The following is a 23,855-nucleotide window of genomic DNA, read 5'->3' on the forward strand; positions in this document are numbered from 1 at the left end:
AACGTTATCGTGAGTTTAAAATCTTATATGCAACTTGTTAGAATACATAATGTTATAGGGGCAGCGTTAGGAGCGATTATGGGCTTTTTGGTTTCCTCTCAGTGGTATCTTGAACTCAAAGGGATTTTACTATCCGCACTGGTAGTTGGCCTTATTGCAGCAGGAGGATACGTTATAAATGACGTATATGATGTGGAAATAGATAAAATTAACAAACCGTATAGACCTATTCCATCTGGTAGAATATCTGTCAATAAAGCTAAAGCATTGTCAATAACACTATTTGTAATAGGTATTGTTCTTTCAATTCTACTAAATATTTACGCAATAGTAATAGCGTTATTAACTACGATTGGTCTGGTATATTATGCTAAAGATCTAAAGAAAACTGGTTTTTATGGTAATTTGTTAGTGGCAACAACTACTGCTCTTTCAATATTCTATGGTGGACTTGCATTTTTCTCTGATAATTGGCTTTTAAGAATAATAATTCCCACATTTTATTCATTCTTTCTCACACTAATAAGAGAGATAGTAAAGGGTATTGAAGACTATAATGGGGATTTACTTAATAACGTGAAAACATTAGCCACAACCTTGGGGATAAGTAAATCTTGGAGAATAGCTAAAATTCTACTTATGCTTCTATTGGTAATTTCGCCTTTACCGTTCTTTATAGGTTTCAATTTAATTTATATCATAATCTTAATAATCGCTTTTGTTCCCTTTACCATTCTTTCCATAATTCAAAAAGAGACAATAGAAGGAGCCTCTAAAGCTAGAACATATCTAAAAATCTCAGCAATTGCAGGGATAATCGCGTTTTTGTTAGGGAGTCTACCAATTCTTTAAAGGCTAATTTGCTTATCTATTATCTTTCTATACCCTCCCTTTATCCCAACTACTCTTATGTTAATTACTTGAGCTTTCTTATTTTGTGGTATGGATATTGGTAATTTTAGGTCTATAGCCGAATCAATCTCTATATTGGTAAACGTTTTAAAATGAGCTGGAACACCATTTATCATAACATTTATTATTAGTTTATCTAAGCTTATCTCGCTCTCATTTTTCAAGTATAAGTAAATTATGTTGTTATTCACCTTGCTGTCTACACTAAAATTTATTTTAGGAGCTTTTTCAAGTAAGTTGTACGAGGCTAAAATAACTCCATAATCTTTTTCATTATTTGAGTGAAGCGTTGTTGTTACCACATCATTGTTTTCAATTTCTATCTCATCACTATCAGAGCTAGGTAATACTGTGTAGATTGTTTTCCCGTCTGTATCACTTATTTTTACCATTCCTTCCTTACTCTCATTCCTTATCACAAAATATGACTTTTTCATTAATTGAAAAGAAACCGAATCGTTTCGATTTAATATTAATGAGCCTGCACTTAGTCTATACTTAGTGCTAAAACCTTCAATCTTATAGAACGAAATTAGACTTAGATTCAGCAATTCAAGTGTTTGAATAGATGGGTGGTAGACTGCTATCTGATGTTTCCCCTCTTTAGTTATAGGAGTTATATCATAGACTATAGTTGAGATAACTTGGATATCATTTACCTCAGTTTCAAGATTTGGCTTAAACTCTTTGGTTAAGGAGAAGTTATCGAACCAAAGTCTCCATCTAGGCAAATATGTTTTTTCTCGTTTAGCTTGAATTATAAGATAAAACTTAGTAGGTTTAGATGTTATATCTATAGAGAAACTCGCTTCTTTATTTATATTACTTAGCTTGATTGATTTCGTAAAGGACTGATAATCTATCGATCCTTCAAAGTCCCCTTCGTCAAATATCGCTAACTCTCCTTTAGGCATGCATAAAAATAGCAATTACAAGAAAATAAAATGAATGCTGGGAAAAGTCATTAGGTTGATCAAGAGATCTGATCTTATAGTCGAAGTGTTGGATGCCAGAGAGCCTTCTCTAACTAGGTCTAAGAAAATAGAGAACATTTCAATAAAAAATAGCAGGAAAATATTATTAGTATTAAACAAAGGAGATTTAGTACCCTTATGGGTTCTTAGAGCTTGGAAGAATTACTTTAAGGAAGAAGAGAACATTGAGAGTGTTTATATGTCAGCAACTTCCCATTTGGGTACTAAACTTTTACGTGATACAATGAAGTCTATATTAAAGGGAGATAAAGGGATTGTAGTATTTGTGGGGTATCCGAAATCTGGAAAGTCTTCGATAATTAACGCCCTCAAAGGTAAGCATTCAGCTCAAACCTCGGCCCATCCATTAGAATATGGTTATACCAAATCTCTACAATTATTTAAAATTGATAAAAAGATCTATGCGTGGGATACACCTGGCGTCATACCCCCAGATGGCGACGAACTAGAGAAAATAATTAGGGGATCCAACGTAGATTTATTAGAAGACCCCGTAAAACCCGCTTTAATTCTAATAAATAGAATTATTGAATTTTCGAAAGAGAGCTTAATTCACGTTTATAAAGTGGATTTTTCCAATCCTTATGAACTATTAGAAAAAATAGCCATAAAGAGAGGATGGTTCTATAAGAGTACTAAAGAGCCCAATATTGATATGGCTGCTAAGGCCATAATAAGGGATTACCACGAAGGCAAAATTGCTTATTATACTCTCCCCCCTAGTCTATATAGAGATGATTAGAGCAATAGTGTTTGACGCTGATAAAACCTTGTGGGATCATCACAATATATCGGAGTTTGAAGAACCTTTAAAGCTTGTAGATGCAAACACTTTAGAGGATTCAAAAGGTAGAGTTCTCCATTTGTTTCCAGACGTTAGAGAGACTCTTAAGGAATTAAAAAATAGAGGTTACATATTAGGTCTAGCTACGTGGAATTTTGAAGATAAGGCAAATAAAGTATTAGCTACACTAGATTTGCTTCAATATTTTGATATAATTGTAGCAAGGCCTTATCCCTATAAATTTTTAATGTTGAGTCAAATAATTATTGAGATTAATGCCAAAACTAACCTAAAAATAAAACCTAACCAAATCCTTTTCTTAGATGATAGGAGAGGGCATTTCGGGAATATTTGGCTGTATCTAGGGGATGTAAAGTGTTTAGAGATGTGGAAAGATATTACTAGGTATAGCGAAATATTTAGCATATTAAGTCACGTTGAAAATGAATAGTTTTTATTATACACTTTATCATTGCTAAATAAAAATAATGAAAAAGTTTAAAAACATACATACATACAAACATAGACGTGAAAAAGATGATAGGTGAGTTCTCCCTCCAAATTTGATACGTATTTCAAAACTTTCAATAGATTTCTTGATAAAGGAGATGAAGATCGAGTTAGATATGAGGTATCTATATACAAAAGGTGATATAAATTGCCAACAGGTGCACGAATTCTAGTTGATTCTCTAAAAAGAGAAGGAGTTAAGGTAATCTTCGGAATACCTGGACTATCGAACATGCAGATATATGATGCTTTCGTGGAAGATTTGGCAAATGGTGAGCTTAGACATGTTCTGATGAGACATGAACAAGCTGCTGCACATGCTGCAGATGGATACGCAAGAGCTTCTGGAGTACCCGGAATATGCACAGCCACATCTGGTCCTGGTACGACAAATTTAACTACTGGGCTTATTACCGCATACTGGGATAGTTCTCCCGTAATTGCAATAACCGGTAACGTGCCTAGAAGCGTTATGGGTAAGATGGCATTCCAAGAAGCTGATGCTATGGGAGTGTTTGAAAATGTAACTAAATACGTTATTGGTATTAAGAGAATAGATGAAATTCCCCAATGGATTAAGAATGCATTTTACATTGCAACTACTGGAAGACCTGGGCCAGTAGTAATTGATATTCCTAGGGATATTTTCTATGAAAAAATGGAAGAGATAAAATGGCCAGAGAAGCCGCTTGTAAAGGGTTATAGAGATTTCCCAACTAGGATAGACCGATTAGCATTGAAAAAGGCTGCTGAGATTCTAATCAATGCAGAGAGACCAATAATTTTAGTAGGTACTGGGGTAGTATGGGCTAACGCAACCCCAGAAATTTTAGAGTTAGCAGAACTATTGCATATCCCAATAGTCTCTACTTTCCCTGGAAAAACTGCAATACCACATGATCATCCCCTATATTTCGGACCAATGGGATACTATGGAAGAGCAGAAGCATCAATGGCTGCCCTAGAATCTGACGCAATGCTAGTTGTAGGTGCGAGATTTAGTGATAGGACATTTACATCATATGATGAAATGGTAGAGACTAGAAAGAAATTCATAATGGTAAATATTGATCCGACGGACGGAGAAAAGGCCATAAAAGTAGATGTCGGAATTTACGGTAATGCCAAGATAATATTAAGGGAACTAATTAAGGCAATAACCACACTAGGTCAAAAAAGAGATAGGAGCGCATGGCTGAAAAGAGTTAAAGAGTATAAAGAATATTATTCTCAATTTTACTATACTGAGGAGAACGGAAAATTAAAGCCTTGGAAGATAATGAAGACCATTAGGCAAGCATTACCAAGGGATGCAATAGTGACTACTGGTGTAGGCCAACATCAGATGTGGGCTGAAGTGTTTTGGGAAGTATTGGAACCTAGAACTTTTCTAACCTCATCTGGGATGGGTACAATGGGTTTTGGTCTTCCTGCTGCAATGGGAGCTAAATTAGCTAGACCGGATAAAGTTGTAGTGGATCTAGATGGTGATGGCTCATTCTTAATGACTGGAACAAACCTAGCCACAGCTGTAGATGAGCACATTCCGGTAATATCAGTGATATTTGATAATAGAACCTTAGGGTTAGTAAGACAAGTTCAAGACTTATTCTTCGGGAAGAGAATAGTAGGTGTAGATTACGGCCCTTCACCAGACTTCGTTAAATTAGCTGAGGCATTTGGTGCTTTAGGTTTTAACGCAACGACCTATGAGGACATAGAAAAGTCAATTAAGAGTGCGATAAAGGAAGATATCCCCGCAGTAATCAGAGTACCAGTAGATAAGGAAGAGCTGGCCTTACCTACATTACCACCAGGTGGAAGATTAAAACAGGTGATCTTGCGTGACCCAAGAAAGAGTAGTTAAGGTATTGGCTTATTATAGGGATCCAGGCTTAATAGAGAGGATAGCATCTAACTTCAGGAAATTATTTATGGACATTGATTGGATATACGGCTGGAAGGCAAATGATGAAAATCTCTATGAGTTTTATATTGGAGTAAAGGATCACAATAATTTTAACACAGCAGTACTTCTGCTGAGTAAGACAGTAGATATCAGTAAGGTAGAGATTTTAGATGACGCGCAATTAAAAAGGGTTATAATAAGGGATGGAAAGGTGATAGAGAATCAATCAGAAGGGGTAAAAGAAGGTGACATGATAATTTATGTACCAGTTTTCAATAGAGTAAAAGGATATAGTTGGGGTGAAGTCTACGTCAAAGATCTACACTGATAAAGATAGTAATTTAGATGTAATTAAGGGTAAGAGAATAGCGGTCTTAGGCTATGGAAGTCAGGGAAGAGCATGGGCTCAGAATTTAAGAGATTCGGGATTAAATGTTGTAGTGGGATTAGAAAGGGAAGGAAAATCGTGGGAATTGACTAAGAGTGATGGGATAACTCCACTTCACACTAAGGATGCAGTTAAGGATGCTGATATAATAATCTTCTTGGTGCCAGATATGGTTCAGAGGACGCTATGGTTAGAGAGCGTACAGCCTTATATGAAAAAAGGTGCAGATTTAGTATTTGCACATGGGTTTAACATTCACTATAAACTAATCGAACCACCTAAGGATTCAGATGTATATATGATAGCTCCTAAAGGTCCAGGTCCTACAGTTAGAGAGTACTATAAGGCTGGAGGTGGTGTTCCAGCTTTAGTTGCAATTCATCAAGATGTAAGCGGTACAGCTCTTCAAAAGGCTTTAGCAATAGCTAAAGGTATAGGTGCTACTAGGGCCGGCGTAATTCCAACTACCTTTAAGGAAGAGACTGAGACAGACTTATTTGGAGAGCAAGTAATACTTGTGGGAGGAATAATGGAACTTATGAAGGCTGCATTTGAAACCTTAGTAGAGGAAGGATACCAACCAGAAGTAGCCTACTTTGAAACTATAAATGAGCTTAAGATGTTGGTGGATTTAGTTTATGAAAAGGGAATTACTGGTATGTTAAAAGCAGTATCTGATACTGCTAAATATGGTGGTATGACAGTAGGAAAGTTTGTAATAAATGAGGATGTAAGAAAAAGAATGAAAGAGGCTTTACAGAGAATAAAGAGTGGAAAATTTGCTGAAGAATGGGTAGAAGAATATGGTAGAGGCATGCCAACAGTAGTTAATGGTCTCTCACAAGTTCAGAATAGTTTAGAAGAGAAGATTGGTAATCAACTAAAAGACTTGATCCAAAAAGGAAAGCCTAAAAGCTAAAATATTACAAACTTTTATTTATATAATACCTTATGAACACTAAAAAGAGGAAAGGTTCTGAAGTAGAAAGAAATATCGTAGGTAAGTTAAGGGATAAGGGTTTTGCTGTGGTAAGAGCACCAGCGAGTGGAAGTAAGAGAAAAGACCCTATACCGGATATTATCGCCTTAAAGAGTGGTGTTATTATCCTAATTGAAATGAAGAGTAGAAAAGATAAAGAAGGAAAAATTTACGTTAGAAGGGAGCAAGCTGAAGGTATTATGGAGTTTGCAAGAAAAAGTGGTGGGACTTTATTTTTAGGAGTTAAGAAGCCTGGTGTTTTGAAGTTCATACCATTTGATAAATTAAGAAGGACTGAAACTGGGAATTATGTTGCCGACTCTGAGATAGAAGGGTTAGATCTAGAAGATTTGGTAAGATTAGTAGAAGCAAAAGTGAGCAAAACGCTGGATAATTTTCTCTAATCGGATAGTTTTATCTTTATCTTTATATTGTTCTTCTTCTCAAGTCTCTTTAGTCGCTGTACTAGTTTCCTGTTGTATTTTCCTATTTCCTCTTTCGGAATTACTATAACGTACTCTCCATCCTCATACTTCACTGTGGCATTGGGTATTATATTATTAACAATTTTCGATATTTTAAATTCCATATTACTCATTGTTATTCCTCTATTCACCGGTACTATCATGGTCTGTTCACCGAATACATAGATCTCATACTCAGTATTTCCGGTAGCCAAGTCTTTTATTTCAACAACTGGTCTTGCAAGATCAGCTTCCTTTAATCCCGCTGGTACTTTAACTGTTATTTCTAAAGTGTAAACTTTGCTTACATTTCCAGAATTTATGAATATTATAGTATCTAAGATATTCGGTATTGTACCTATATCTACTCTGTTTACAAATCTATGTATAGCGTCAATAGGTGAGGTGGCATGAACAACACCTACCATTCCTACGCCCGCAAGACGAAGATCAACATAAAGTTTAAAATCCTCGTCATTTCTCATCTCATCATATACTGTATAGTCAGGCCTACTCAATAGTAAAATATCATGAAGCTCTCCAATTTCAGCGTAATTTTTAGAATATTGTGTTATCTCGGGAGGTAAGTGCATATCTCTGGGAGATTCTATGGTTTTCACTATCTTTCCTAACCTCATATAGTATTCAGCTAATGCTTGTGCAAATGTTGTTTTTCCCATACCAGGCGCTCCTGCTATAATTATGCCCTCTGCTCTTTCTTCTAACCTCTTTATTAATCGTTCATCTAAATTATAATCCTCTAATCTTTTCCTAACTACTGGTCTAGTAATAGTTATTTCCCATCCATCACTTAAGGGTGGTCTAGTTATTACTACTCTGTAGTTGCCTAATTGGATAATAAGAGAGCCTTTTCTCTCAATTTCTATAAAGGAGCCTTTTATGAGTCTGACAGCGTTTATTATCTCGTTAGCTATCATTCTCACGTCAGTTGATAACATGGGTTTATCCGAAAGATTTACAAATTTCCAATTCCCTGGTTTGCCCTTCTTAGCCCTTGGAACAGTATCCTCTTTTATGTGCAGACTCATTGTTTCGTCGTCAAAGAAACTTTCAAATGATAAACCTTGCTCCAACGGCTGTAAAAAGTTATACTGTACTCCCATTGCATCGCAAATCTTTTTCTGGGTCTCATCCGCAGTTACAATTATACAACCTTTCTCTAGACAATATTCGCGTGACAACTCATTAGCTTCTCCTTTTTTCGAATCATCACCAACTATTTCAAAATTAACTAGGATTCTTTCTGTTATATCTTTTAACTTCTTCACTTCATCAAGTGCTATTTCAGCACTAACTAAACCATCATTGCTCTCTCTTTCAAGTTCAGCCAAGAGAGATTTGTGAATTAGAACATTGCCAGTTATTATTCCCTTCTCAAGATATTTCGAAACTCCAAACAGCAAAGCACTTTTATCTAACATCAGATCATTCAAAATCCTTATCCCCACTTTTCAATTGAAGTATATATTGTAAAAAATAAAAGATTACCCTTTAACTAGATGTAAGAAGTATTCGTGTATCGAAGTTGTATCAGATAATTCTGGGTGAAACGTAGTAGCTAGGATATTATTTTCTTCAGCCAAAACAGTTACACCGTTTAACTCAGCCAAGCTTTGAGCCTTTCCCCATACTTTAGTTATTGCGGGAGCTCTAATGAATACAACATTTGCTTTGCCCTTACCTATTTTAGACAAGTCGATGATTGCCTCAAAACTTTCTCTTTGTCTTCCATAATAATTTCTAATTATACTAATATTCATTGCGCCAATTAGTGGTTGTGAGGTCTTACCTACTTTAGCGTCACTAACTTCCTTCGCTAGCATTATGGCACCTGCACATGTTCCCATAACTGGTAAACCGGACGTGATCTTCTCTTTCAATTCATCTAGTATCCCTAGCCTTTTAGCTACTAGGCCTATTGTTGTACTTTCTCCTCCAGGTATTATTACTCCGTCGATATCCTTTAGATCTTTAGGAATCTTTACTGGAGTTATTTCGCCATTTATTGACAACTTGTCAAAGGCCCTCTTTAACTGTAGGTAATGTTCTTCAAAGCTCCCTTGATAAGCTATTATACCTATCTTCATAATCCTCTCACTTGTAACAATTCTTCGGGTTTTAAAGATTTTATATCAATTCCCATCATACTCTTCTGCTCACTTATCATTTTCTGAGCTTCCAATACGATTTCTGGATATTCCCAGCAAGCTGCTGCTAGTACTACTGCTTTAGCTCTTTCATCTGGATCTTGGCTCTTAAATATACCAGAACCAACAAATAATCCATCAGCACCCAACCACATCATAAGTGCAGCATCAGCCGGTGTCGCTATACCTCCGGCAGCAAAGTTAACAATTGGTAGTCTCTTAATTTTCGCAGTAAGCTCAACTAGCTGGTAAGGAACTTGATATTCCCTTGCCTTTTTGACTCTATCTTCCTCCGACATACTTATCAAGCTTCTTATCTCACTATTTATTATCTTCATGTGTTTTACTGCCTCACTGACATTTCCAGTCCCTGCTTCACCTTTAGTTCTTATCATGGATGCTCCTTCCGCTGTTCTTCTTAATGCCTCTCCTAGGTTTCTAGCCCCATTGACAAAGGGCACGCTAAACTCCCATTTATTTATATGATGTTCCTCGTCAGCTGGTGTTAAGACTTCACTTTCATCTATCATATCAACGCCTAACGCTTCTAGTAGCTTAGCCTCGTAATAATGGCCTATTCTTACCTTTGCCATTACTGGTATTGTTATTGAATTCATTACCTCCTCAATTATCTTAGGATCCGCCATTCTTGCAACTCCACCAGATTTTCTAACATCATAGGGTAATTTGTCTAAAACCATTACGGCAACAGCGCCTGCTTCTTCTGCTATCTGAGCTTGCTGAACATTTGTAATATCCATTACAACTCCTCCTTTTTGAAAGATCGGAAATGCGTGCTTCACTCTAGTAGTTCCCGTTTGGATTGTTGAATCCAATTTCTTTAATTCTGGTAGAAATTCCATTAGACCATTATCCTTTATAATATCTTTAACTTCTGCCAGTTTGTAGAAAAAATCTTCAATTTGTGCGAAAGATAACTCATAAAGTCTCATTTCATCACATAATTTGATCCAAAGGTTTAAAAGACTATCTTAAACGGGCTTTCTGTTTTCTCTCATTTTCTGCCCTTATTTTAATAATTCCCAGAAATACCGCACAGTTCACACAATAGCACTTAGTCACCGGATATCTAGCAATTATTGCACCCTTCTTTTCTAACTCAGATGCTAGTGAAGCGTCTACTGGGCTGTACATTTTCGTCACACATACTGCCTTATCCTCTGGTACTCTAGCACCACATTGATCACAACTTATATAACCAACATGTCCCTTATCTCCTTTTCTTCTTCCTCTGTTCTCTCTCTTCTTTGGCAATTTTACACCCTATTTAATTCACAGTATTTAATCTCTAATAAGTTTTTGCAACCCTTAGAACTGTTTTTGCGTTCATTTTACAAATTACACACTTGTCATTAACTTTTCTATCCTCTATTGGATAACCTAGTACTCTTGCATTGGTAAGTTCCTCAATTTTTAAGCCACACTCGTTACTTCCGCACCAAGGAACCTCTACAATACCTGAGTTATTTTCCAGAATGTTTTTAGCTTTTTCAATATCATTAGCATATTCAATTCTAGATTTTAGGCCCTCCCAAGCTCTTTTTCTTAAGTCCTCTTGTATTTCATTTAGAACTTCCTTAACTTTATTGACGACTTCCTCTTTCTTCACTGTATATGACTTAAGATTATCTCTTCTCTTTATAAATACTGTACTAGAGGCGAGTTCTCTAGGACCTATTTCTAATCTAATAGGAATTCCTTTAATTTCCCAAATATAGAACTTCTCCCCAGGCGTTTTTTCGGTGTCTTGATCAGTTACACAAGTTATATTGTTCTTGTTTAACATTTCACAGATCTCTATTGAGTACTTCATTACTTGTTGGGTTCCCTCTTCATTTTTTGCAGGAATTGGTACTACTACTACTTTAATTGGAGCTACTGAAGGAGGCAAAACTGGTCCATGATCATCTCCATGTATTGCAATTACTGAAGCTATTGCCCTGTCTGAAATACCGTAGCTTGTTTGATGTGGATAATCCAAACTACCATCTTTTTTCTGAATCTTAAAATCTAATGCCCTACTAAAGTTTTGACCTAAGTGGTGTACTGTTCCTATTTGCATTACTTTACCATCTGGCATAATTGTATCAAAAGCGTAAGTGTGTAAGGCACCTGCAAACCTATCCCACTCTGGTCTTTCAGAAAGGACGTAAGGGATTGCGAGGTTATCAAAAATCTTCTTATAAATTTCTATTGCCTCTTCTACTTGTCTCTGTGCGTCATCATACGTTTCATGAACCGTGTGGGCTTCTTTAAAAGTTGTAATCTCTCTTAGCCTTATCATTGGTCTTGTAGCCTTAGTCTCATATCTAAAGACGCTAACAATTTGGTAATATTTCTTAGGCAATTGCTTGTAACTTTTCAACCATAAGTTTTCCATCGTAGTTATCGCAACTTCACTAGTTGGTCTTAGCGCGAGTTTAACGTCTAAATCCTCGCTTCCTCCTTTTGTTACCCAGAATACTTCTTCTTCAAATCCTTTAATATGTGTGCTTTCTCTCCTTAGCAAATCTTCTGGGATTAAAAGTGGAAATAATACCTCCTCATGACCAGTAGAGTCCAGAAGATTTCTAATAATACTAATTATATTTTGTCTTAACTTAAATCCATATGACATCCATACTCCCATACCTTTTACTGGATATCTTCCATAATCGTAAAACTCTCCTTCTCTTAAGACCCAGTCAAACCACTCACTAAAGTTTTTCGACCACTTCTCTCTAGTTATCTGCACAAAAAGGAAAAAACATAAGGAGATAAAAAACTTTAACCTTTATTTTAGAACTTACCGAACAGCATCAGCACAGCGAACAAGATTCCGTATACTGCTATTCCTTCACCAATAGCTACGAAAATTAGAACTGTACCGAACATATCTCTTCTTTCTGTTAGCACACCTACTCCAGCCGCCGCAGCCATACCTACTGCTATTCCAGCACCTATTGCAGCCAATCCTACTGCTAATCCAGCACCTATGTTAATGCCAGCAAATCCTTGAGCAGTATCTGATGGTGCCTGTGCCCCTGCTATTACACTGCTTATTAATATCGGTAACAGAACGGATAGGATCAAACTTGCTCTCTTCATAGTTAAGTCCCAGAAAACTATTATGACAATTCCTTTAAAACCTTTCTTTTTACTTCATCTAACTGATTAAGCCTATTTTTTAACAGTTTTTCATACTCTGCATTTACATTCTTTAAAATTTCACTTTTCTTCTCCTCAAGGGAGCTTCTTAAAATTTGTAAATATTTATTCTGATCCACTTTCCCTCCTCCTCTGTAATATTCTTCTTATAATTTTAAGTCTTGAGAATTCTTCCCTCTGTCTATCTTCTAAAATCTGCTTAATGAATTTAATAGATCCTCTATAAAATGGTAATATATAATTATCTATTGAGTTGATAAGTCTCTGAGTTTTTCTTAACTCGGAAACTAATGATCTTATCGTTGACTCTAATTCAACTAACTCAATAATCTTGTTCAAGGCTTCAGTCATCTCTTCATAAGATTCAGATAAATAGGGTGATGTTTCAACATCGCTGAAAGGCTTTGGGGGAATTGTGGATTTGTCTAATTTTATCGTCGGAACCTTTACTCCAAAAATTACTTTTATCGCACTACTAACCTCCAAGCTAGGTTTTTGTGAAAGAGCTATTTCCTCTATGTTAGAAATTCCTTCTGATGCTACTGCTTGTAAATAGCTTTCATATACTTTCTTCATCTCCTCATTTACTTCATTGTAAATTTTTTCGTACTCAGAAGCATAGGTTCTTAAGTAAAGAAGCAAGACTTCTCTCTTATTTTCCAATAATCTCTTTATAACTGTAATAAGTCTTAGTTGTCTTCTGAATTGTATCAAATTTATCTTAGTTGGTAAAACTTTTTGACTCATTTCTTACCCCTATAGTTTGGATGATATTTCTTTATGTACTGCGTCTTTATGTTTGTTAACTCAGATTCTGGTAAAACTGATAGAATCTCCCAACCAATATCCAATGTGGTTTCTATATCTCTATTTTCGTTAAATCCTTGACTAACGAACTTCCTCTCGAAAAGTTCACCAAATAGTAAATATTTCCTATCCACCTCAGACAATGAATCCTCGCCTATTATTGCAGCTAGTCCTCTAGTATCTACCGCCCTTGCATATGAGGCAAATAGCTGATTTGAGACATCCTTATGATCGTCCCTAGTTTTTCCTTCTCCAATTCCATCTTTCGCTAGTCTTGATAGACTCATTAAAACGTTAATAGGTGGATAAATACCCTTGTTATATAAAGCTCTATCAAGAACTATTTGTCCTTCAGTTATATAACCTGTTAAGTCCGGAATTGGATGCGTTATATCATCGTTAGGCATAGTTAATATGGGCATTTGCGTGATTGAGCCCTTCTTTCCTAGCACCTTTCCTGCTCTCTCATAGATCGTAGCTAGATCAGTATACATATAACCGGGATATCCACCTCTACCTGGTACTTCCTCTCTTGCAGCGCTAATTTCTCTTAAAGCTTCACAGTAATTTGTCATATCAATTAATATTGCTAAGACGTGCATATCTTGCTCGAAAGCTAAGTATTCCGCCAACGTCAATGCAGTCTTTGGCGTTAATGTTTTCATTACTGGTGGTTCATTCGCTAAACTTACTATCATCGCAACCCTATTAATAGCGCCAGTCTCCTCAAAGAACTTACGGAAGAATAATGCGTCATCGTATCTAGCTCCAATTGCGGCAAAGACTACTGCGAAGTTACTTTCCTCTCCCCTTACAGTTGCCTGTTTGGCTATCTGTGCGGCTAACATATTTGCTGGTAATCCACTGCCGCTAAATATTGGTAATTTTTGTCCTCTCAATAACGCGTTTAGTCCATCTATTGCTGATATTCCAGTTTGTATAAACTCTTCTGGATATTCTCTTGCTGCGGGATTTAGCGGTGATCCGTTTATATCTCTCTTTTCTCCTTTAATCACTGGTGGTCCATTGTCCAATGAATCACCTAATGGGTTGAATATACGTCCTAGCATTTCCTCTGAGATCTTTACCTCTAAGCCTCTTCCTAACATCCTTATCTTAGTACCTGTAGGCGAAACGCCAGTTGTTCCTTCAAAAACTTGTACTATTGCTATACCCATTTGAGAGTCTATAACTAATCCTCTTCGTTTTTCACCATTCGGCATCTCAATTTCCACTAGCTCATTATATGACGCATCTGTTACTCCTTGAACATATATTAGAGGGCCTTTAATCATTGATATGTTCGAAAATTCCCTTACGCTTAACATTAAGTACCAGCCTCCTTTTCCAAATTCTCAAAGACGCTAATTAATTTTCTCTCTAACTCATCATACTTATTTAATTCATCATTTTTGATTGCTGCCTTTGATCTGATAATTTCTGGTAAGAGTTGTCCCATACTATCTACTATTTTCTTTGTAGGAATTCCTCTTTCAACTAATCTAGAAGCATGTGTGTTGAATAAGTAAATTAATCTCATTATTCTAGCTTGTTTCTGTGGAGATGAGAATGCATCTATATCATCATAGGCGTTTTGCTTTAAGAAAGCCTCTTTGATCAACCTTGCTGTCTCGAGTACTAATTTATCCTTTTCTGCTAGAGATTCTGGTCCTACTAATCTTACTATCTGTCTTAACTCGTCTTCTCTAATTAATGTTCTTACCATCATGTCCCTCATTTCTCTCCATTTCGGATCCACGTTTGTGTTCCACCAATTCGCGACTAAGTCAACATATGCTGAGAATCCTTGAAGCCAGTTAATTGCAGGGTAGTGTCTAGCTTGTGCTAATGATACATCTAAAGGCCAGAATACTTTTACGAATCTCAGCGTCTGACTCGTAACTGGTTCTGTGAAATCTCCGCCAGGTGGAGAAACTGCAGAGGCAACGGTAACTGAACCAAACCTTTCTGGTTTTCCTACTGTTTTGACTCTTCCAGCTCTCTCATAATATTCCGCAAGTCTTGAGGGTAAATAACTTGGGAATCCCTCTTCTGCCGGCATTTCTTCCATTCTTCCTCCTAAATCTCTTAGAGCTTCAGCCCATCTTGAAGTTGAATCTGCAACTAGCAATGTATCATACCCTTGATCTCTGAAATACTCCGCCATAGTTATACCTACATATATGCTTGCTTCCCTTGCCGCTACTGGCATATTGCTTGTATTAGCAACTAATATTGTTCTTTCTAACAATGGTCTTCCAGTCCAAGGATCCTTAAGACTTGGGAACTGTCTTAACTCATCTGTCATCTCGTTTCCTCTCTCTCCACATCCTACATAAATCACTATTTTTGCAGCGCTCCACTTAGCCAAACTCTGTAATGTAACTGTTTTTCCACTTCCGAAAGGTCCAGGTATCGCTGCTGTACCTCCTTTGGCTATTGGAAATATCGTATCCAGTACTCTGGTTCCAGTTAACAGTGGCTCAGTTGGCTCTAACTTCTCTTTGAATGGTCTAGGAATTCTAACTGGCCATTTTTGCATTAACTTTATTGGTACCTCATCACCATTCATGTCAACAACTGCTATGGGATCTTCAACTGTATAATCTCCCTCTGCAACGATTTCCTTTAGGGTGCCGTGAACATAAGGAGGAACTAAAATTCTGTGCTCTACTAGTGGAGTTTCGTTTACAATTCCTATTATATCTCCACCTTCAATCTTATCTCCTTTTTTAACTTTGGGTATAAAGTGCCATTTAGTTTTTCTGTCAACTGATGGAACTTTTATACCTCTAGCTATGAAAGGAGATTTTGTAAGCTCTTTGATTGAATCTAATGGTCTTTGTAACCCATCAAATATTTTTCCCATTAAGCCCGGACCCAGCTCTATTGATAGCGGTGCCCCTGTCCTATATACGGGCTCATTTGGTTTTATTCCGCTGGTATCTTCATAAACTTGTATGAATGCTCTATCTCCTTCTATTCTAGTAATCTCTCCTATTAATCTAGGTTCTCCAACTTCTACTACTTCATACATCTGTGCATTTTTCATATTATCTGCTACAACTAACGGACCATTTATCCTAACAATTCTTCCATTATTCATTTTTACTTACCTCCAAACAACATGTCTGAAATCTTTCCCCTCATACTATCAAAAACTTGGTCTAAGATAAGCTTTAATGAAAAATCTCTTGTTAATCCGCTTCCTTCATAATATATTCTTATTCCACCAAGCATTTTATCATCAGTCTTGATGGTTACGTTTTTATTATTGCCTACAACTTTTTCTACTGTCGATTTATCATTTGGAGAACAGTATACTGTAATTTTCTCTCCTTCCATCTCTTTGATCTCTTTATTTAGTATACTTTGTATTGCATCCTTGTACTCTTTAGTTTTAACTACTTCTCCAATTTTTTCCAAGACTCTTTCATAAACCTTATTTATCCAGTACTCCTTCTCAACCAATAATGTTCGCTTATTCTCTACCTCTAATCTAGCTTTTTCTCCTTCAATTTCTTCCTTAGTTTTAGCAATTAATTCATTTATCCTTTGCGTATACTCCTGTATTATCTTAGTATGACCTTCATTGAGTAGCTTTATTGCTTCATCTAGGCTTTTACTTAATTCCGTTTTTATTTCTTCCCTAACTTTGTTTAGGGATTTATCTAATAACTGTTCAAAATCCATTTATTTCACCCGAAACCTAACGCTTTCATTATCATCTTCCTTACGTCTAATGGTTTGGATTCACTAAACGGAGAAGGAATAATTGTTATTAAAGGTTTTCTTTGATCTACAATAATTGGATCGATTTTTTCCTTTATAGGCTCATACATATCTTTAGTTATCAATATTAGATCTATATCCTCTCTTTTCTTTAATTTAGAAATGAGATCGGGCAAGTTGTAAGGGTCATCTATGAAATCCCCTTCAGTTCCAATCATTCTAAAGAGAGAAACCGTGTACTTGTCTCCCACAACAAACACTTTACCCATTGCGAATTAATTCTAAATAACAGAGATTAAATACTTATAAGTGACCTACTAATACATATCCCGAGGTAATTAAAGTGCTATTACCAGAGAATATGGTCAGATTACAAATAATTTCTGATAAGTCCGCTATAGACCCTATTGTAACTAAACTTCTAAAGCTTGGTATGTTTCAACCAGAGGATCCCCTTTATCCATTAAGTAATGAGAGAATAGAAGATGCTAGAAGACTAATTACTGCAGTCCAAGATCACGTAAGCAAATTAAAAATAATCATGGAGTTAGGAGGATTAGTAATAGAGCCATTAGGAAGCATAAAAGTAGTTAACTGGATTAAGGCTGCACAAGATGTCAGTGAAGAAGCGTCGAAATTAGAAGAAAGATACAAGGAACTATTGGAGGAGATAGGTAGGCTAAGAGCAGAAAAGGATCTGTATCAGCAACAGTTAAAAGAGCTGGAACCGATTAAGTCAATAACAGTAGAGTTATCCAAATTATACTCCTTAGAGTTATTTGATGTAATATTAGCTCAAGTTAGCGAGGATAAGTTAAGGCTTATCGGTCAAATAATAGGTGATTCCGGTTTCGCATATTACACGAGATTTGAAGAAGGAAAATATACTGTGCTGATTATTACCGAGAAGAATGCAGATATAGAAAAGAAATTAAGAGAGGCTGGAGTCAGGAAATATGAGCTGCAAGAAGGAAAGTCTCCCTTTCAGCTCTATAATGAGATTTCAGAAAGAATAAACCAGATAAATACTATTTTGGAAAGAACAAGAGAAGAATTGGCAAAGAAAGTGAAGACTGAGGAGAATTATATTAAAAATGTATACGGTAAATTGCTCACAGTTCGAGACGCGTTAAATATCATGAATAAAGCTAGAATCTCTGAGTATTACTTACAAATAGAAGGTTATCTTCCTGAAAAATATATTAAAAGAGTACAAAATGAAATGAAGGATCTTGCACATGTGGATTATATAAGACCTAGGAGATATGGTGAAAAGGAGGAACCACCAACACTAGTCGAATTACCGAAGTCAATAAAGGTTTTAGAATCTTTAGTAGAAATATATGGTTCACCGTCCTATTGGGAAATCTCGCCAATAGTCTTTCTTGTTTTCACTTTCCCGATATTATTTGGACTAATGTTCCCTGATTTTGGAAACGCTTTAGTTCTATTGCTATTCTCAATATGGTTCTATAGATATGGAAAGAAAAGAGGTAGTGAGAATATTCCTAAATTATCTATTATTCTAATATACTCGAGTATAGTTGCAATGATAACGGGTCTGTTAGCAAGAGATTTCTTTGGTCCATTGCCAGTAGGTGGATTAAGGGAGATATTAAATAATGGGAACTATAGTGCTGGGCCTCTTTACAACTTGTGGCCAATTCCAGCAAGCGTGTCTGAAGCGATAAAGTTCCTCTTACCCTTTGGTGAGTATAGTACTAGTGTTAGTATAGAAAATACCATGATATTCTCAGTATTACTGGGTGCTATCGCACTATTTGTAAGCTCCTTACTAGGTATTATAGATGCTATCAGAAAGAAAGATTCAGAATTCTTGTTCTTAGAAAAACTTCCACTATTCTTACTATACGTTGTTCCAATATTCATCTTCATGTACGGTATAACAGATCCAGCCAATTTCTTTATAGTGGATCAACAGATACTGGGCCAAATACTTAACGCTGTTCTTATGAAATCCTTTAGTGAAAATATAGTAGGTTATGGAATAGTTTGGTGGACGTCATTTGCACTGTTATATAACTGGGTTGCTCATGCAATTTTAGTTAAAAGGCATGATAATGCGACATGGGGTTCTGCGATTGCCATGGGTTTCATAGAAGGTGGATTTGAAGGAGCCCTACTATTACTGTCCAATACCATTTCATTTATAAGAGTCTTAGTTTTCGCTTTATCGCACTATTATATACTGTACGCATTCTCCTATATGGCCTATCTAGTTGCACCATCCACAACTACCATAGGAGTCCTACTGAATCCCATAGCAATAGTTATACTGATTATAGGAAACTTGTTAGCAATAGGTTTAGAAGGGTTGGTAGTATTCATACAAGATTTAAGGCTTCATTTCTACGAGATGTTCAGTAAGTTCTATGAAGGTAGAGGAAGAAAATTCGAGCCAGTTATGGCTTATGTCTCACTTGAGTAAGGTAGGTCTCATTTTTTCTATATCCTTTCTTATTTTTTCTAGCTTGTCTTTAATCTTAGACTCAAATTCTGGTTCAAGTTTCTTGAAAAGTACTTTAACTTTCCCTATCTTATGGCCATAGTTAATTGATAACTTTGAAGCAATATCCCATTTCTCATGCTCAATATTTCCCATATTTAGCATATTGTATATTTCCTGAGCATAAGATGGCATTAGCGGATATAGTAAAATCGCTATCGTTTTCACTGAATTAACACCTATGTAAAGAGTGTTCTTCAATTCTACCTCTTTTCCCGCCTTATATAGATCCCAGGGAGCCTTCAAATTTAAGTACGCGTTACATTCTCTAACTAATCTCAACATTTCCTCAGTTCCAGCCTTTAATTTACCTTTCTCAAATAGATCTCCGACAATTTTTGGAATCTCGTTAATTAGGCTGATGATTTTCTTATCATTATCATCAAGAGCGTCACTCCTAAACTCTGGTACAATCCCGTTATAATACCTATTTAGCATACTAAGTATTCTGTTTACGTAATTTCCAATATCGTCATTAAGTTCGGTATTTACTATTCTAACAGTTTCTCTCCAGGTGAAGTTAGTATCTTTCTCTTCCGGCCTTAATCTAATTAGGACAAATCTCCAGTATTCAACGTCCATTAGCTCTGGTGCTTCGTCAATCCATACTCCTATTTTTCTACTTTTACTGAATTTTTGCCCCTCATATAACAAATATTCCGTAGCTGCTATCACATCTGGCAAGTGATATTCTTCACCCGAAGCCATGAGCATAGCTGGAAGGATTACAGCGTGGAATGGGATATTATCTTTTCCTATGAAATAATAACTTTTTATATCGTTGCTAAACCAGTACTCTTTCCACTTTTCTACTTCACCCTTCTTTTCAAAATACTCAATCACAGCTGATATATAGCCCAAAAGAGCCTCAAACCATACATAAATTGATTTATCCTCAGCTCCTAAGAAAGGTGCTGGTATACCCCATTTATTATCCCTTGTGATACTTCTAGGTTTCAATCCTTCGCTAACCCATCCTAACGCAACCGACTTAACATTATCTGGCATTTCATTAGAGCTACTAATCCAACTTCTTATCTTTTCATTAAATTCTGATAAATCAAAGAACCAGTGTTTGCTCTTCTTAAATACGGGCGTTCTTCCACAGATGCTACATTTTGGATTTATAAGTAAACTTGGAGTGAGTAATTTACCACAATTGTCACACTGATCGCCTCTAGCGTCCTCAAAACCACAATAAGGACACGTCCCTTTAACAAACCTATCTGGTAGATACAATTTGTCATATTCACAATATGGTATCTCATCTTCAGATACTTTAACATATTTAGTAAGTTTTAGTAAAAATTCCCTTACGAACTTCTTATGTGTCTCACTCTCAGTTCTGGTGTAGTTATCAAAACTTATTTTCCAAACGTTAAGAAAGAGATGCTTATCGTATTCATGGGCTTGATCAGTAAGCTCCTTTGGATTTACCTTTCTCTTTATAGCTTCAATCTCTATTGGAGTTCCATGCTCATCACTTCCACTTACAAATAGCACGTTTTCTTTACCATATTTTAGCCTTGCATATCTGGCGAAGACGTCTGCTGATAGTATTGAACCTATTAAGTTCCCTAAATGCGGTACTGAATTTACATATGGCCATGCAGATGTAACAAGTACTTTCATTATATTTTGTGTTAAGAGCAAGTCTTTATTAAACATAACTAAACATAATTTAAGTAAGGAAATGGTATTAGACGTCAAGAAGTATCCTTTTATCAAAAGTCTTGAAGATGAACTTAAGAAATATGGAGGGGGAATTACATTATCGGATTTACTATTAAATAGCACTACACTCATAGACCAGGCCAAAGATAGGATACAAAAAGTTAAATCTGGTGAGGGACTTCCACATTACGTCTCTTATAATGAACCGGTACTCGTTTTTTACACAACATTACTTTCTCTAGCAATATTAAATGATCCTGGGCTTATTAGAAAATATGCACACATTGAAGCTAAACAATTCAAATCCTTACTTCAAAACGAGAATGTGGAGAATTTACTCGAAATTAGTAAGTTATTAGATCTGAAGATAAATAAATGTGATCAGATAAAATTTTCTTTGGAGAAAAAGAGAAGGATAATACAAAAGGAGTTTTGTGTTAATTTTATAGACTATCTGAAGTATACAAAGGGTCTTAGGGAGGATTGGCAGCTGAGTAAACAGATATTACATAAGGGATATGTGTATTTGGATAAAAATCAACTAATTGATCTGATAGCTGAAAATATTAAGAATAAAGTAGTCGAAATGATAAAACCACTGAATCTTAAAGAAGTACCAGAAAAATTAAAGAGCTTAATAGAAAAGAAAGGAATTGTTCCTCCATGTATAGAAAACATTTTAGGGAAGGAAAACTTAAGCGAAGAGGAGATAAGGACTTTAATTACATTTTATATTAATATAGGTAAAGGATTAAGTAGCATAATAGCAATTATGAAAAAATGGAACGTTACAAACATCGAGGACTTGTACAAGAAATATAGAGGAGATAAGGAGACGAGGTATATTGTGTATTCGTGTGCTAGGATGAAGCAATTAGGTTTATGCGTAAGTAATTGTAATGTTAAAAATCCATTGCAGCTCTACTTCCTTAGTAACGAATAGACAGCGTGGAGCCTCTGAATCACTGTGATTGCCGTGAGTAACAAGAATAGATAAAATACATATAAGGAAATCTGTTTACTAACTATTATATAGAATAAGAGAATTATAAATACAAATATTATTCTTTCGCCTCTCTCTATTATTCCTCTACCCTCCATTTTTAACCCAAGTGATTCAGCCTTAGCTCTAATATATGAAATTGTCAGTGATAATCCAACAGCTATTGCCACGAGATACGAGGTAAATCCCAAGAATATAAAAGCAGAGATGTAAAGAATGTCCTCTATTCTATCCAATGTGGAATCTAAGAAACTCCCTAAGGGAGATGCAGTATTTGATATTCTTGCTAATTCTCCATCTATTCCGTCCATTATGGCCGAAATTACCAAAAAAACTATTCCTAGTGCAGTATTAGTCCTCATAATTTCAAAGTAGTATACGATTGCAAATATTAATCCTAGGAACGTAATAAAATTTGCGCTTATTCCAAATTTAGCTAATGTTTTCGCTAACGGTTCTATTATTCTTTTTATTTGCCTTCTTATTCTGGTTAACATGACAACCACTACTATTTTAAACCCTTTTAACTAGTGATACGGGATGGCAGCTAAAAAATTGATTCTGGTAACCTCGGAATCCCACCCCTTACACAAAGTATTTATGGAAATTTTAGATGAGCTTTCAAAGGAACTAAATTTAGAAAAGGAAGTTAAGATGGAAGATTACGCATTTCTAGCGGATTACGGCGAAAAAGATGAATTTGATATGCCGTTTCTTCCCCAATTATTGGTTCAAACTGACGATGGAAAAATCATCCCCATACTAACTAAGATGCCATTCGATGCTAGCCTAAAGCCAGATAAGAAAGCAGGGAAAGAAGAAGCTATTAAAAAAATTAAAAATCTAGGATGAGATAGGATTATTTTGAAGTGAGAAGTTTTGAGTTACGTACCACATGTCCCTTATGTACCAACGCCAGAAAAAGTTGTAAGAAGAATGTTAGAAATAGCTAAGGCCTCTCAAGATGATATAGTATATGATTTAGGATGTGGAGATGGAAGGATAATAATAACAGCAGTAAAGGATTTCAACGTAAAGAAGGCTGTAGGTGTAGAAATTAACGATGAGAGAATAAGGGAGGCATTAGCGAATATTGAGAAAAATGGTGTAACGGGAAGAGCTTCAATAGTAAAAGGTAATTTCTTCGAGGTCGATATTTCGGAGGCTACTGTAGTTACGATGTTCCTTTTAACAAATGTTAATGAGATGCTAAAACCAAAGCTCGAGAAAGAGCTTAAACCCGGAACTAGAGTGGTTTCCCACGAATTTGAAATAAGGGGTTGGAATCCAAAGGAAGTAATAAAAGTCGAAGATGGAAATATGAACCATACAGTGTATCTCTATGTAATTGGTGAACATAAATGAAAATTTTGATAGTAAAAAGTGAGAATGGAAAGGTGACATCGGAAAAGATAGCTGAAGGGGAAATTAGTAAAGTATTACGAGATGTTGCTAAAGAGGCATTGGAAGAATGGAATGAACTAGCTTCAGATTTTATAATTATGCGTGATAATCAAGAAGTAAGATTACCCCTTCCGTTAAAACCTGACGTTTATGAAGCAATAAAGACTTTTCTTATTGGTAAGGATAAAAAAGAAGCCATTGCAAAAATTCCAGTGTACATAATAAGCTATGAGAATGAATGGAAAGAAAGTGATTTTCAAGATAAGAAGATCTATGTTGTCTCATTTTATATTAATGACGAAATAAAGAAAAGTGTATTAAACGATGCAGCTCAAATGACTAGTGAGCAGAAACAAGAACTAGAAGAAGAAAAGGAAGATTTAGAGGAAGAAGAGGAAGAATAAAATAAATGAATTTTAGATTTTCTAACC

General features: G+C 35.7%; 27 protein-coding genes. 12 read left to right on the forward strand and 15 right to left on the reverse strand.

The window, feature by feature from the left end:
* Nucleotides 1–9: 9 nt before the first annotated feature.
* Nucleotides 10–852: a UbiA family prenyltransferase gene (locus J5U23_RS13640; RefSeq protein WP_218266424.1), complete on the forward strand. Its 843-nt coding sequence runs from the start codon at nt 10–12 to the stop codon at nt 850–852.
* On the opposite strand, the gene J5U23_RS13645 is transcribed toward J5U23_RS13640, so the two are convergent.
* Nucleotides 849–1,826, reverse strand: coding sequence for a hypothetical protein (locus J5U23_RS13645; RefSeq protein WP_218266425.1), 978 nt, complete (start codon nt 1,824–1,826; stop codon nt 849–851). The two genes, J5U23_RS13640 and J5U23_RS13645, sit on opposite strands and share 4 nt — an antisense overlap.
* Nucleotides 1,827–1,860: 34 nt before the next feature.
* On the opposite strand from J5U23_RS13645, the gene J5U23_RS13650 reads away from it, so the two are divergent.
* The 6 genes from J5U23_RS13650 to hjc all read left to right on the forward strand — a co-directional run bounded on the left by J5U23_RS13650 (nt 1,861) and on the right by hjc (nt 6,881).
* Nucleotides 1,861–2,649 carry a GTPase gene (locus J5U23_RS13650; RefSeq protein WP_218266426.1) on the forward strand — a complete coding sequence of 263 codons (789 nt, stop codon included), beginning with the start codon at nt 1,861–1,863 and terminating at the stop codon, nt 2,647–2,649.
* Nucleotides 2,642–3,142, forward strand: a complete 501-nt coding sequence (locus J5U23_RS13655; protein ID WP_218258680.1) for a magnesium-dependent phosphatase-1 — start codon at nt 2,642–2,644, stop codon at nt 3,140–3,142. Before J5U23_RS13650 ends, J5U23_RS13655 begins: the two co-directional genes overlap by 8 nt.
* A gap of 207 nt (nt 3,143–3,349) precedes the next feature.
* Nucleotides 3,350–5,068 (forward strand): acetolactate synthase large subunit, encoded by a 1,719-nt coding sequence (locus tag J5U23_RS13660; RefSeq protein WP_218266427.1) that lies wholly within the window; start codon nt 3,350–3,352, stop codon nt 5,066–5,068.
* Nucleotides 5,046–5,438: an ACT domain-containing protein gene (locus J5U23_RS13665; protein WP_218258682.1), complete on the forward strand. Its 393-nt coding sequence runs from the start codon at nt 5,046–5,048 to the stop codon at nt 5,436–5,438. The genes J5U23_RS13660 and J5U23_RS13665 overlap by 23 nt, the downstream gene beginning before the upstream one ends.
* Nucleotides 5,410–6,417, forward strand: coding sequence for a ketol-acid reductoisomerase (gene ilvC / locus J5U23_RS13670; protein WP_218258683.1), 1,008 nt, complete (start codon nt 5,410–5,412; stop codon nt 6,415–6,417). Before J5U23_RS13665 ends, ilvC begins: the two co-directional genes overlap by 29 nt.
* Nucleotides 6,418–6,449: 32 nt before the next feature.
* Nucleotides 6,450–6,881: a Holliday junction resolvase Hjc gene (gene hjc, locus J5U23_RS13675; protein WP_218258684.1), complete on the forward strand. Its 432-nt coding sequence runs from the start codon at nt 6,450–6,452 to the stop codon at nt 6,879–6,881.
* Here the strand turns inward: hjc and J5U23_RS13680 are convergent.
* The 12 genes from J5U23_RS13680 to J5U23_RS13735 form a co-directional block, all read right to left on the reverse strand.
* Entirely contained in the window at nt 6,878–8,383 is a 1,506-nt protein-coding gene (locus tag J5U23_RS13680; protein WP_218260302.1) for a PINc/VapC family ATPase, read from the reverse strand. The two genes, hjc and J5U23_RS13680, sit on opposite strands and share 4 nt — an antisense overlap.
* A 63-nt stretch (nt 8,384–8,446) precedes the next feature.
* Nucleotides 8,447–9,049: a pyridoxal 5'-phosphate synthase glutaminase subunit PdxT gene (pdxT, locus tag J5U23_RS13685; RefSeq protein ID WP_218258685.1), complete on the reverse strand. Its 603-nt coding sequence runs from the start codon at nt 9,047–9,049 to the stop codon at nt 8,447–8,449.
* On the reverse strand, nt 9,046–10,062 hold the full coding sequence (gene pdxS / locus J5U23_RS13690; RefSeq protein ID WP_218258686.1) for a pyridoxal 5'-phosphate synthase lyase subunit PdxS: 1,017 nt from the start codon (nt 10,060–10,062) through the stop codon (nt 9,046–9,048). The genes pdxT and pdxS overlap by 4 nt, the downstream gene beginning before the upstream one ends.
* Before the next feature lie 34 nt (nt 10,063–10,096).
* Nucleotides 10,097–10,384 (reverse strand): 30S ribosomal protein S26e, encoded by a 288-nt coding sequence (locus J5U23_RS13695; RefSeq protein ID WP_009991083.1) that lies wholly within the window; start codon nt 10,382–10,384, stop codon nt 10,097–10,099.
* A gap of 34 nt (nt 10,385–10,418) precedes the next feature.
* Nucleotides 10,419–11,864 carry a proline--tRNA ligase gene (proS, locus tag J5U23_RS13700; protein WP_218258687.1) on the reverse strand — a complete coding sequence of 482 codons (1,446 nt, stop codon included), beginning with the start codon at nt 11,862–11,864 and terminating at the stop codon, nt 10,419–10,421.
* A gap of 44 nt (nt 11,865–11,908) precedes the next feature.
* A complete protein-coding gene (locus tag J5U23_RS13705; RefSeq protein WP_012718921.1) occupies nt 11,909–12,217 on the reverse strand; it encodes an ATP synthase subunit c family protein in 309 nt (102 codons plus the stop codon).
* 20 nt (nt 12,218–12,237) lie between these two features.
* Entirely contained in the window at nt 12,238–12,396 is a 159-nt protein-coding gene (locus tag J5U23_RS13710) for an ATPase (protein WP_218258688.1), read from the reverse strand.
* Nucleotides 12,383–13,024, reverse strand: a complete 642-nt coding sequence (locus J5U23_RS13715) for a V-type ATP synthase subunit D (protein WP_218258689.1) — start codon at nt 13,022–13,024, stop codon at nt 12,383–12,385. Before J5U23_RS13715 ends, J5U23_RS13710 begins: the two co-directional genes overlap by 14 nt.
* Nucleotides 13,021–14,412, reverse strand: a complete 1,392-nt coding sequence (locus J5U23_RS13720) for an ATP synthase subunit B (protein ID WP_012711558.1) — start codon at nt 14,410–14,412, stop codon at nt 13,021–13,023. Before J5U23_RS13720 ends, J5U23_RS13715 begins: the two co-directional genes overlap by 4 nt.
* The gene (locus tag J5U23_RS13725; protein WP_218258690.1) at nt 14,412–16,190 is read right to left on the reverse strand and encodes an ATP synthase subunit A; all 1,779 of its coding nucleotides are present in this window, start codon (nt 16,188–16,190) and stop codon (nt 14,412–14,414) included. Before J5U23_RS13725 ends, J5U23_RS13720 begins: the two co-directional genes overlap by 1 nt.
* Before the next feature lie 2 nt (nt 16,191–16,192).
* The gene (locus J5U23_RS13730; RefSeq protein WP_218266428.1) at nt 16,193–16,777 is read right to left on the reverse strand and encodes a V-type ATP synthase subunit E; all 585 of its coding nucleotides are present in this window, start codon (nt 16,775–16,777) and stop codon (nt 16,193–16,195) included.
* Between the two features lie 5 nt (nt 16,778–16,782).
* The gene (locus tag J5U23_RS13735; protein ID WP_218258692.1) at nt 16,783–17,085 is read right to left on the reverse strand and encodes a V-type ATP synthase subunit F; all 303 of its coding nucleotides are present in this window, start codon (nt 17,083–17,085) and stop codon (nt 16,783–16,785) included.
* A 74-nt stretch (nt 17,086–17,159) separates the two neighbouring features.
* Here J5U23_RS13735 and J5U23_RS13740 point away from each other — a divergent pair, with 74 nt between their 5' ends.
* Nucleotides 17,160–19,265, forward strand: a complete 2,106-nt coding sequence (locus J5U23_RS13740; protein ID WP_218258693.1) for a V-type ATP synthase subunit I — start codon at nt 17,160–17,162, stop codon at nt 19,263–19,265.
* On the opposite strand, the gene metG is transcribed toward J5U23_RS13740, so the two are convergent.
* The gene (gene metG / locus J5U23_RS13745; RefSeq protein ID WP_218266429.1) at nt 19,254–21,011 is read right to left on the reverse strand and encodes a methionine--tRNA ligase; all 1,758 of its coding nucleotides are present in this window, start codon (nt 21,009–21,011) and stop codon (nt 19,254–19,256) included. The genes J5U23_RS13740 and metG overlap by 12 nt on opposite strands.
* Before the next feature lie 25 nt (nt 21,012–21,036).
* Between metG and priL the strand changes: the two genes are divergently transcribed.
* The gene (gene priL / locus J5U23_RS13750) at nt 21,037–21,960 is read left to right on the forward strand and encodes a DNA primase regulatory subunit PriL (protein WP_218258695.1); all 924 of its coding nucleotides are present in this window, start codon (nt 21,037–21,039) and stop codon (nt 21,958–21,960) included.
* On the opposite strand, the gene pgsA is transcribed toward priL, so the two are convergent.
* Complete coding sequence (gene pgsA / locus J5U23_RS13755) at nt 21,939–22,526, reverse strand: archaetidylinositol phosphate synthase (RefSeq protein WP_218266430.1); 588 nt, start codon at nt 22,524–22,526, stop codon at nt 21,939–21,941. The two genes, priL and pgsA, sit on opposite strands and share 22 nt — an antisense overlap.
* A gap of 34 nt (nt 22,527–22,560) precedes the next feature.
* On the opposite strand from pgsA, the gene J5U23_RS13760 reads away from it, so the two are divergent.
* The 3 genes from J5U23_RS13760 to J5U23_RS13770 are packed head-to-tail and all read left to right on the forward strand — an operon-like array spanning nt 22,561 to nt 23,828.
* Nucleotides 22,561–22,872, forward strand: a complete 312-nt coding sequence (locus J5U23_RS13760) for a hypothetical protein (protein ID WP_218266431.1) — start codon at nt 22,561–22,563, stop codon at nt 22,870–22,872.
* Nucleotides 22,873–22,899: 27 nt separating this feature from the next.
* Nucleotides 22,900–23,385: a protein-lysine N-methyltransferase gene (locus tag J5U23_RS13765; RefSeq protein ID WP_218258698.1), complete on the forward strand. Its 486-nt coding sequence runs from the start codon at nt 22,900–22,902 to the stop codon at nt 23,383–23,385.
* Entirely contained in the window at nt 23,382–23,828 is a 447-nt protein-coding gene (locus J5U23_RS13770) for a DUF2286 domain-containing protein (RefSeq protein WP_218266432.1), read from the forward strand. Before J5U23_RS13765 ends, J5U23_RS13770 begins: the two co-directional genes overlap by 4 nt.
* Nucleotides 23,829–23,855 lie beyond the last annotated feature (27 nt).

The sequence above is a fragment of the Saccharolobus shibatae B12 genome (assembly GCF_019175345.1).
In the GTDB taxonomy this organism is placed as follows: domain Archaea; phylum Thermoproteota; class Thermoprotei_A; order Sulfolobales; family Sulfolobaceae; genus Saccharolobus; species Saccharolobus shibatae.

Bases quoted from the DNA above. Each gene is read 5' to 3' on its own strand.
- J5U23_RS13645 (WP_218266425.1), bottom strand. From the start codon at position 1,826: ATGCCTAAAGGAGAGTTAGCGATATTTGACGAAGGGGACTTTGAAGGA.
- J5U23_RS13650 (WP_218266426.1), top strand. From the start codon at position 1,861: ATGCTGGGAAAAGTCATTAGGTTGATCAAGAGATCTGATCTTATAGTC.
- J5U23_RS13655 (WP_218258680.1), top strand. From the start codon at position 2,642: ATGATTAGAGCAATAGTGTTTGACGCTGATAAAACCTTGTGGGATCAT.
- hjc (WP_218258684.1), top strand. From the start codon at position 6,450: ATGAACACTAAAAAGAGGAAAGGTTCTGAAGTAGAAAGAAATATCGTA.
- J5U23_RS13680 (WP_218260302.1), bottom strand. From the start codon at position 8,383: ATGTTAGATAAAAGTGCTTTGCTGTTTGGAGTTTCGAAATATCTTGAG.
- pdxT (WP_218258685.1), bottom strand. From the start codon at position 9,049: ATGAAGATAGGTATAATAGCTTATCAAGGGAGCTTTGAAGAACATTAC.
- pdxS (WP_218258686.1), bottom strand. From the start codon at position 10,062: ATGAGACTTTATGAGTTATCTTTCGCACAAATTGAAGATTTTTTCTAC.
- J5U23_RS13705 (WP_012718921.1), bottom strand. From the start codon at position 12,217: ATGAAGAGAGCAAGTTTGATCCTATCCGTTCTGTTACCGATATTAATA.
- J5U23_RS13715 (WP_218258689.1), bottom strand. From the start codon at position 13,024: ATGAGTCAAAAAGTTTTACCAACTAAGATAAATTTGATACAATTCAGA.
- J5U23_RS13720 (WP_012711558.1), bottom strand. From the start codon at position 14,412: ATGTTAAGCGTAAGGGAATTTTCGAACATATCAATGATTAAAGGCCCT.
- J5U23_RS13725 (WP_218258690.1), bottom strand. From the start codon at position 16,190: ATGAATAATGGAAGAATTGTTAGGATAAATGGTCCGTTAGTTGTAGCA.
- J5U23_RS13730 (WP_218266428.1), bottom strand. From the start codon at position 16,777: ATGGATTTTGAACAGTTATTAGATAAATCCCTAAACAAAGTTAGGGAA.
- J5U23_RS13735 (WP_218258692.1), bottom strand. From the start codon at position 17,085: ATGGGTAAAGTGTTTGTTGTGGGAGACAAGTACACGGTTTCTCTCTTT.
- metG (WP_218266429.1), bottom strand. From the start codon at position 21,011: ATGTTTAATAAAGACTTGCTCTTAACACAAAATATAATGAAAGTACTT.
- priL (WP_218258695.1), top strand. From the start codon at position 21,037: ATGGTATTAGACGTCAAGAAGTATCCTTTTATCAAAAGTCTTGAAGAT.
- J5U23_RS13760 (WP_218266431.1), top strand. From the start codon at position 22,561: ATGGCAGCTAAAAAATTGATTCTGGTAACCTCGGAATCCCACCCCTTA.
- J5U23_RS13770 (WP_218266432.1), top strand. From the start codon at position 23,382: ATGAAAATTTTGATAGTAAAAAGTGAGAATGGAAAGGTGACATCGGAA.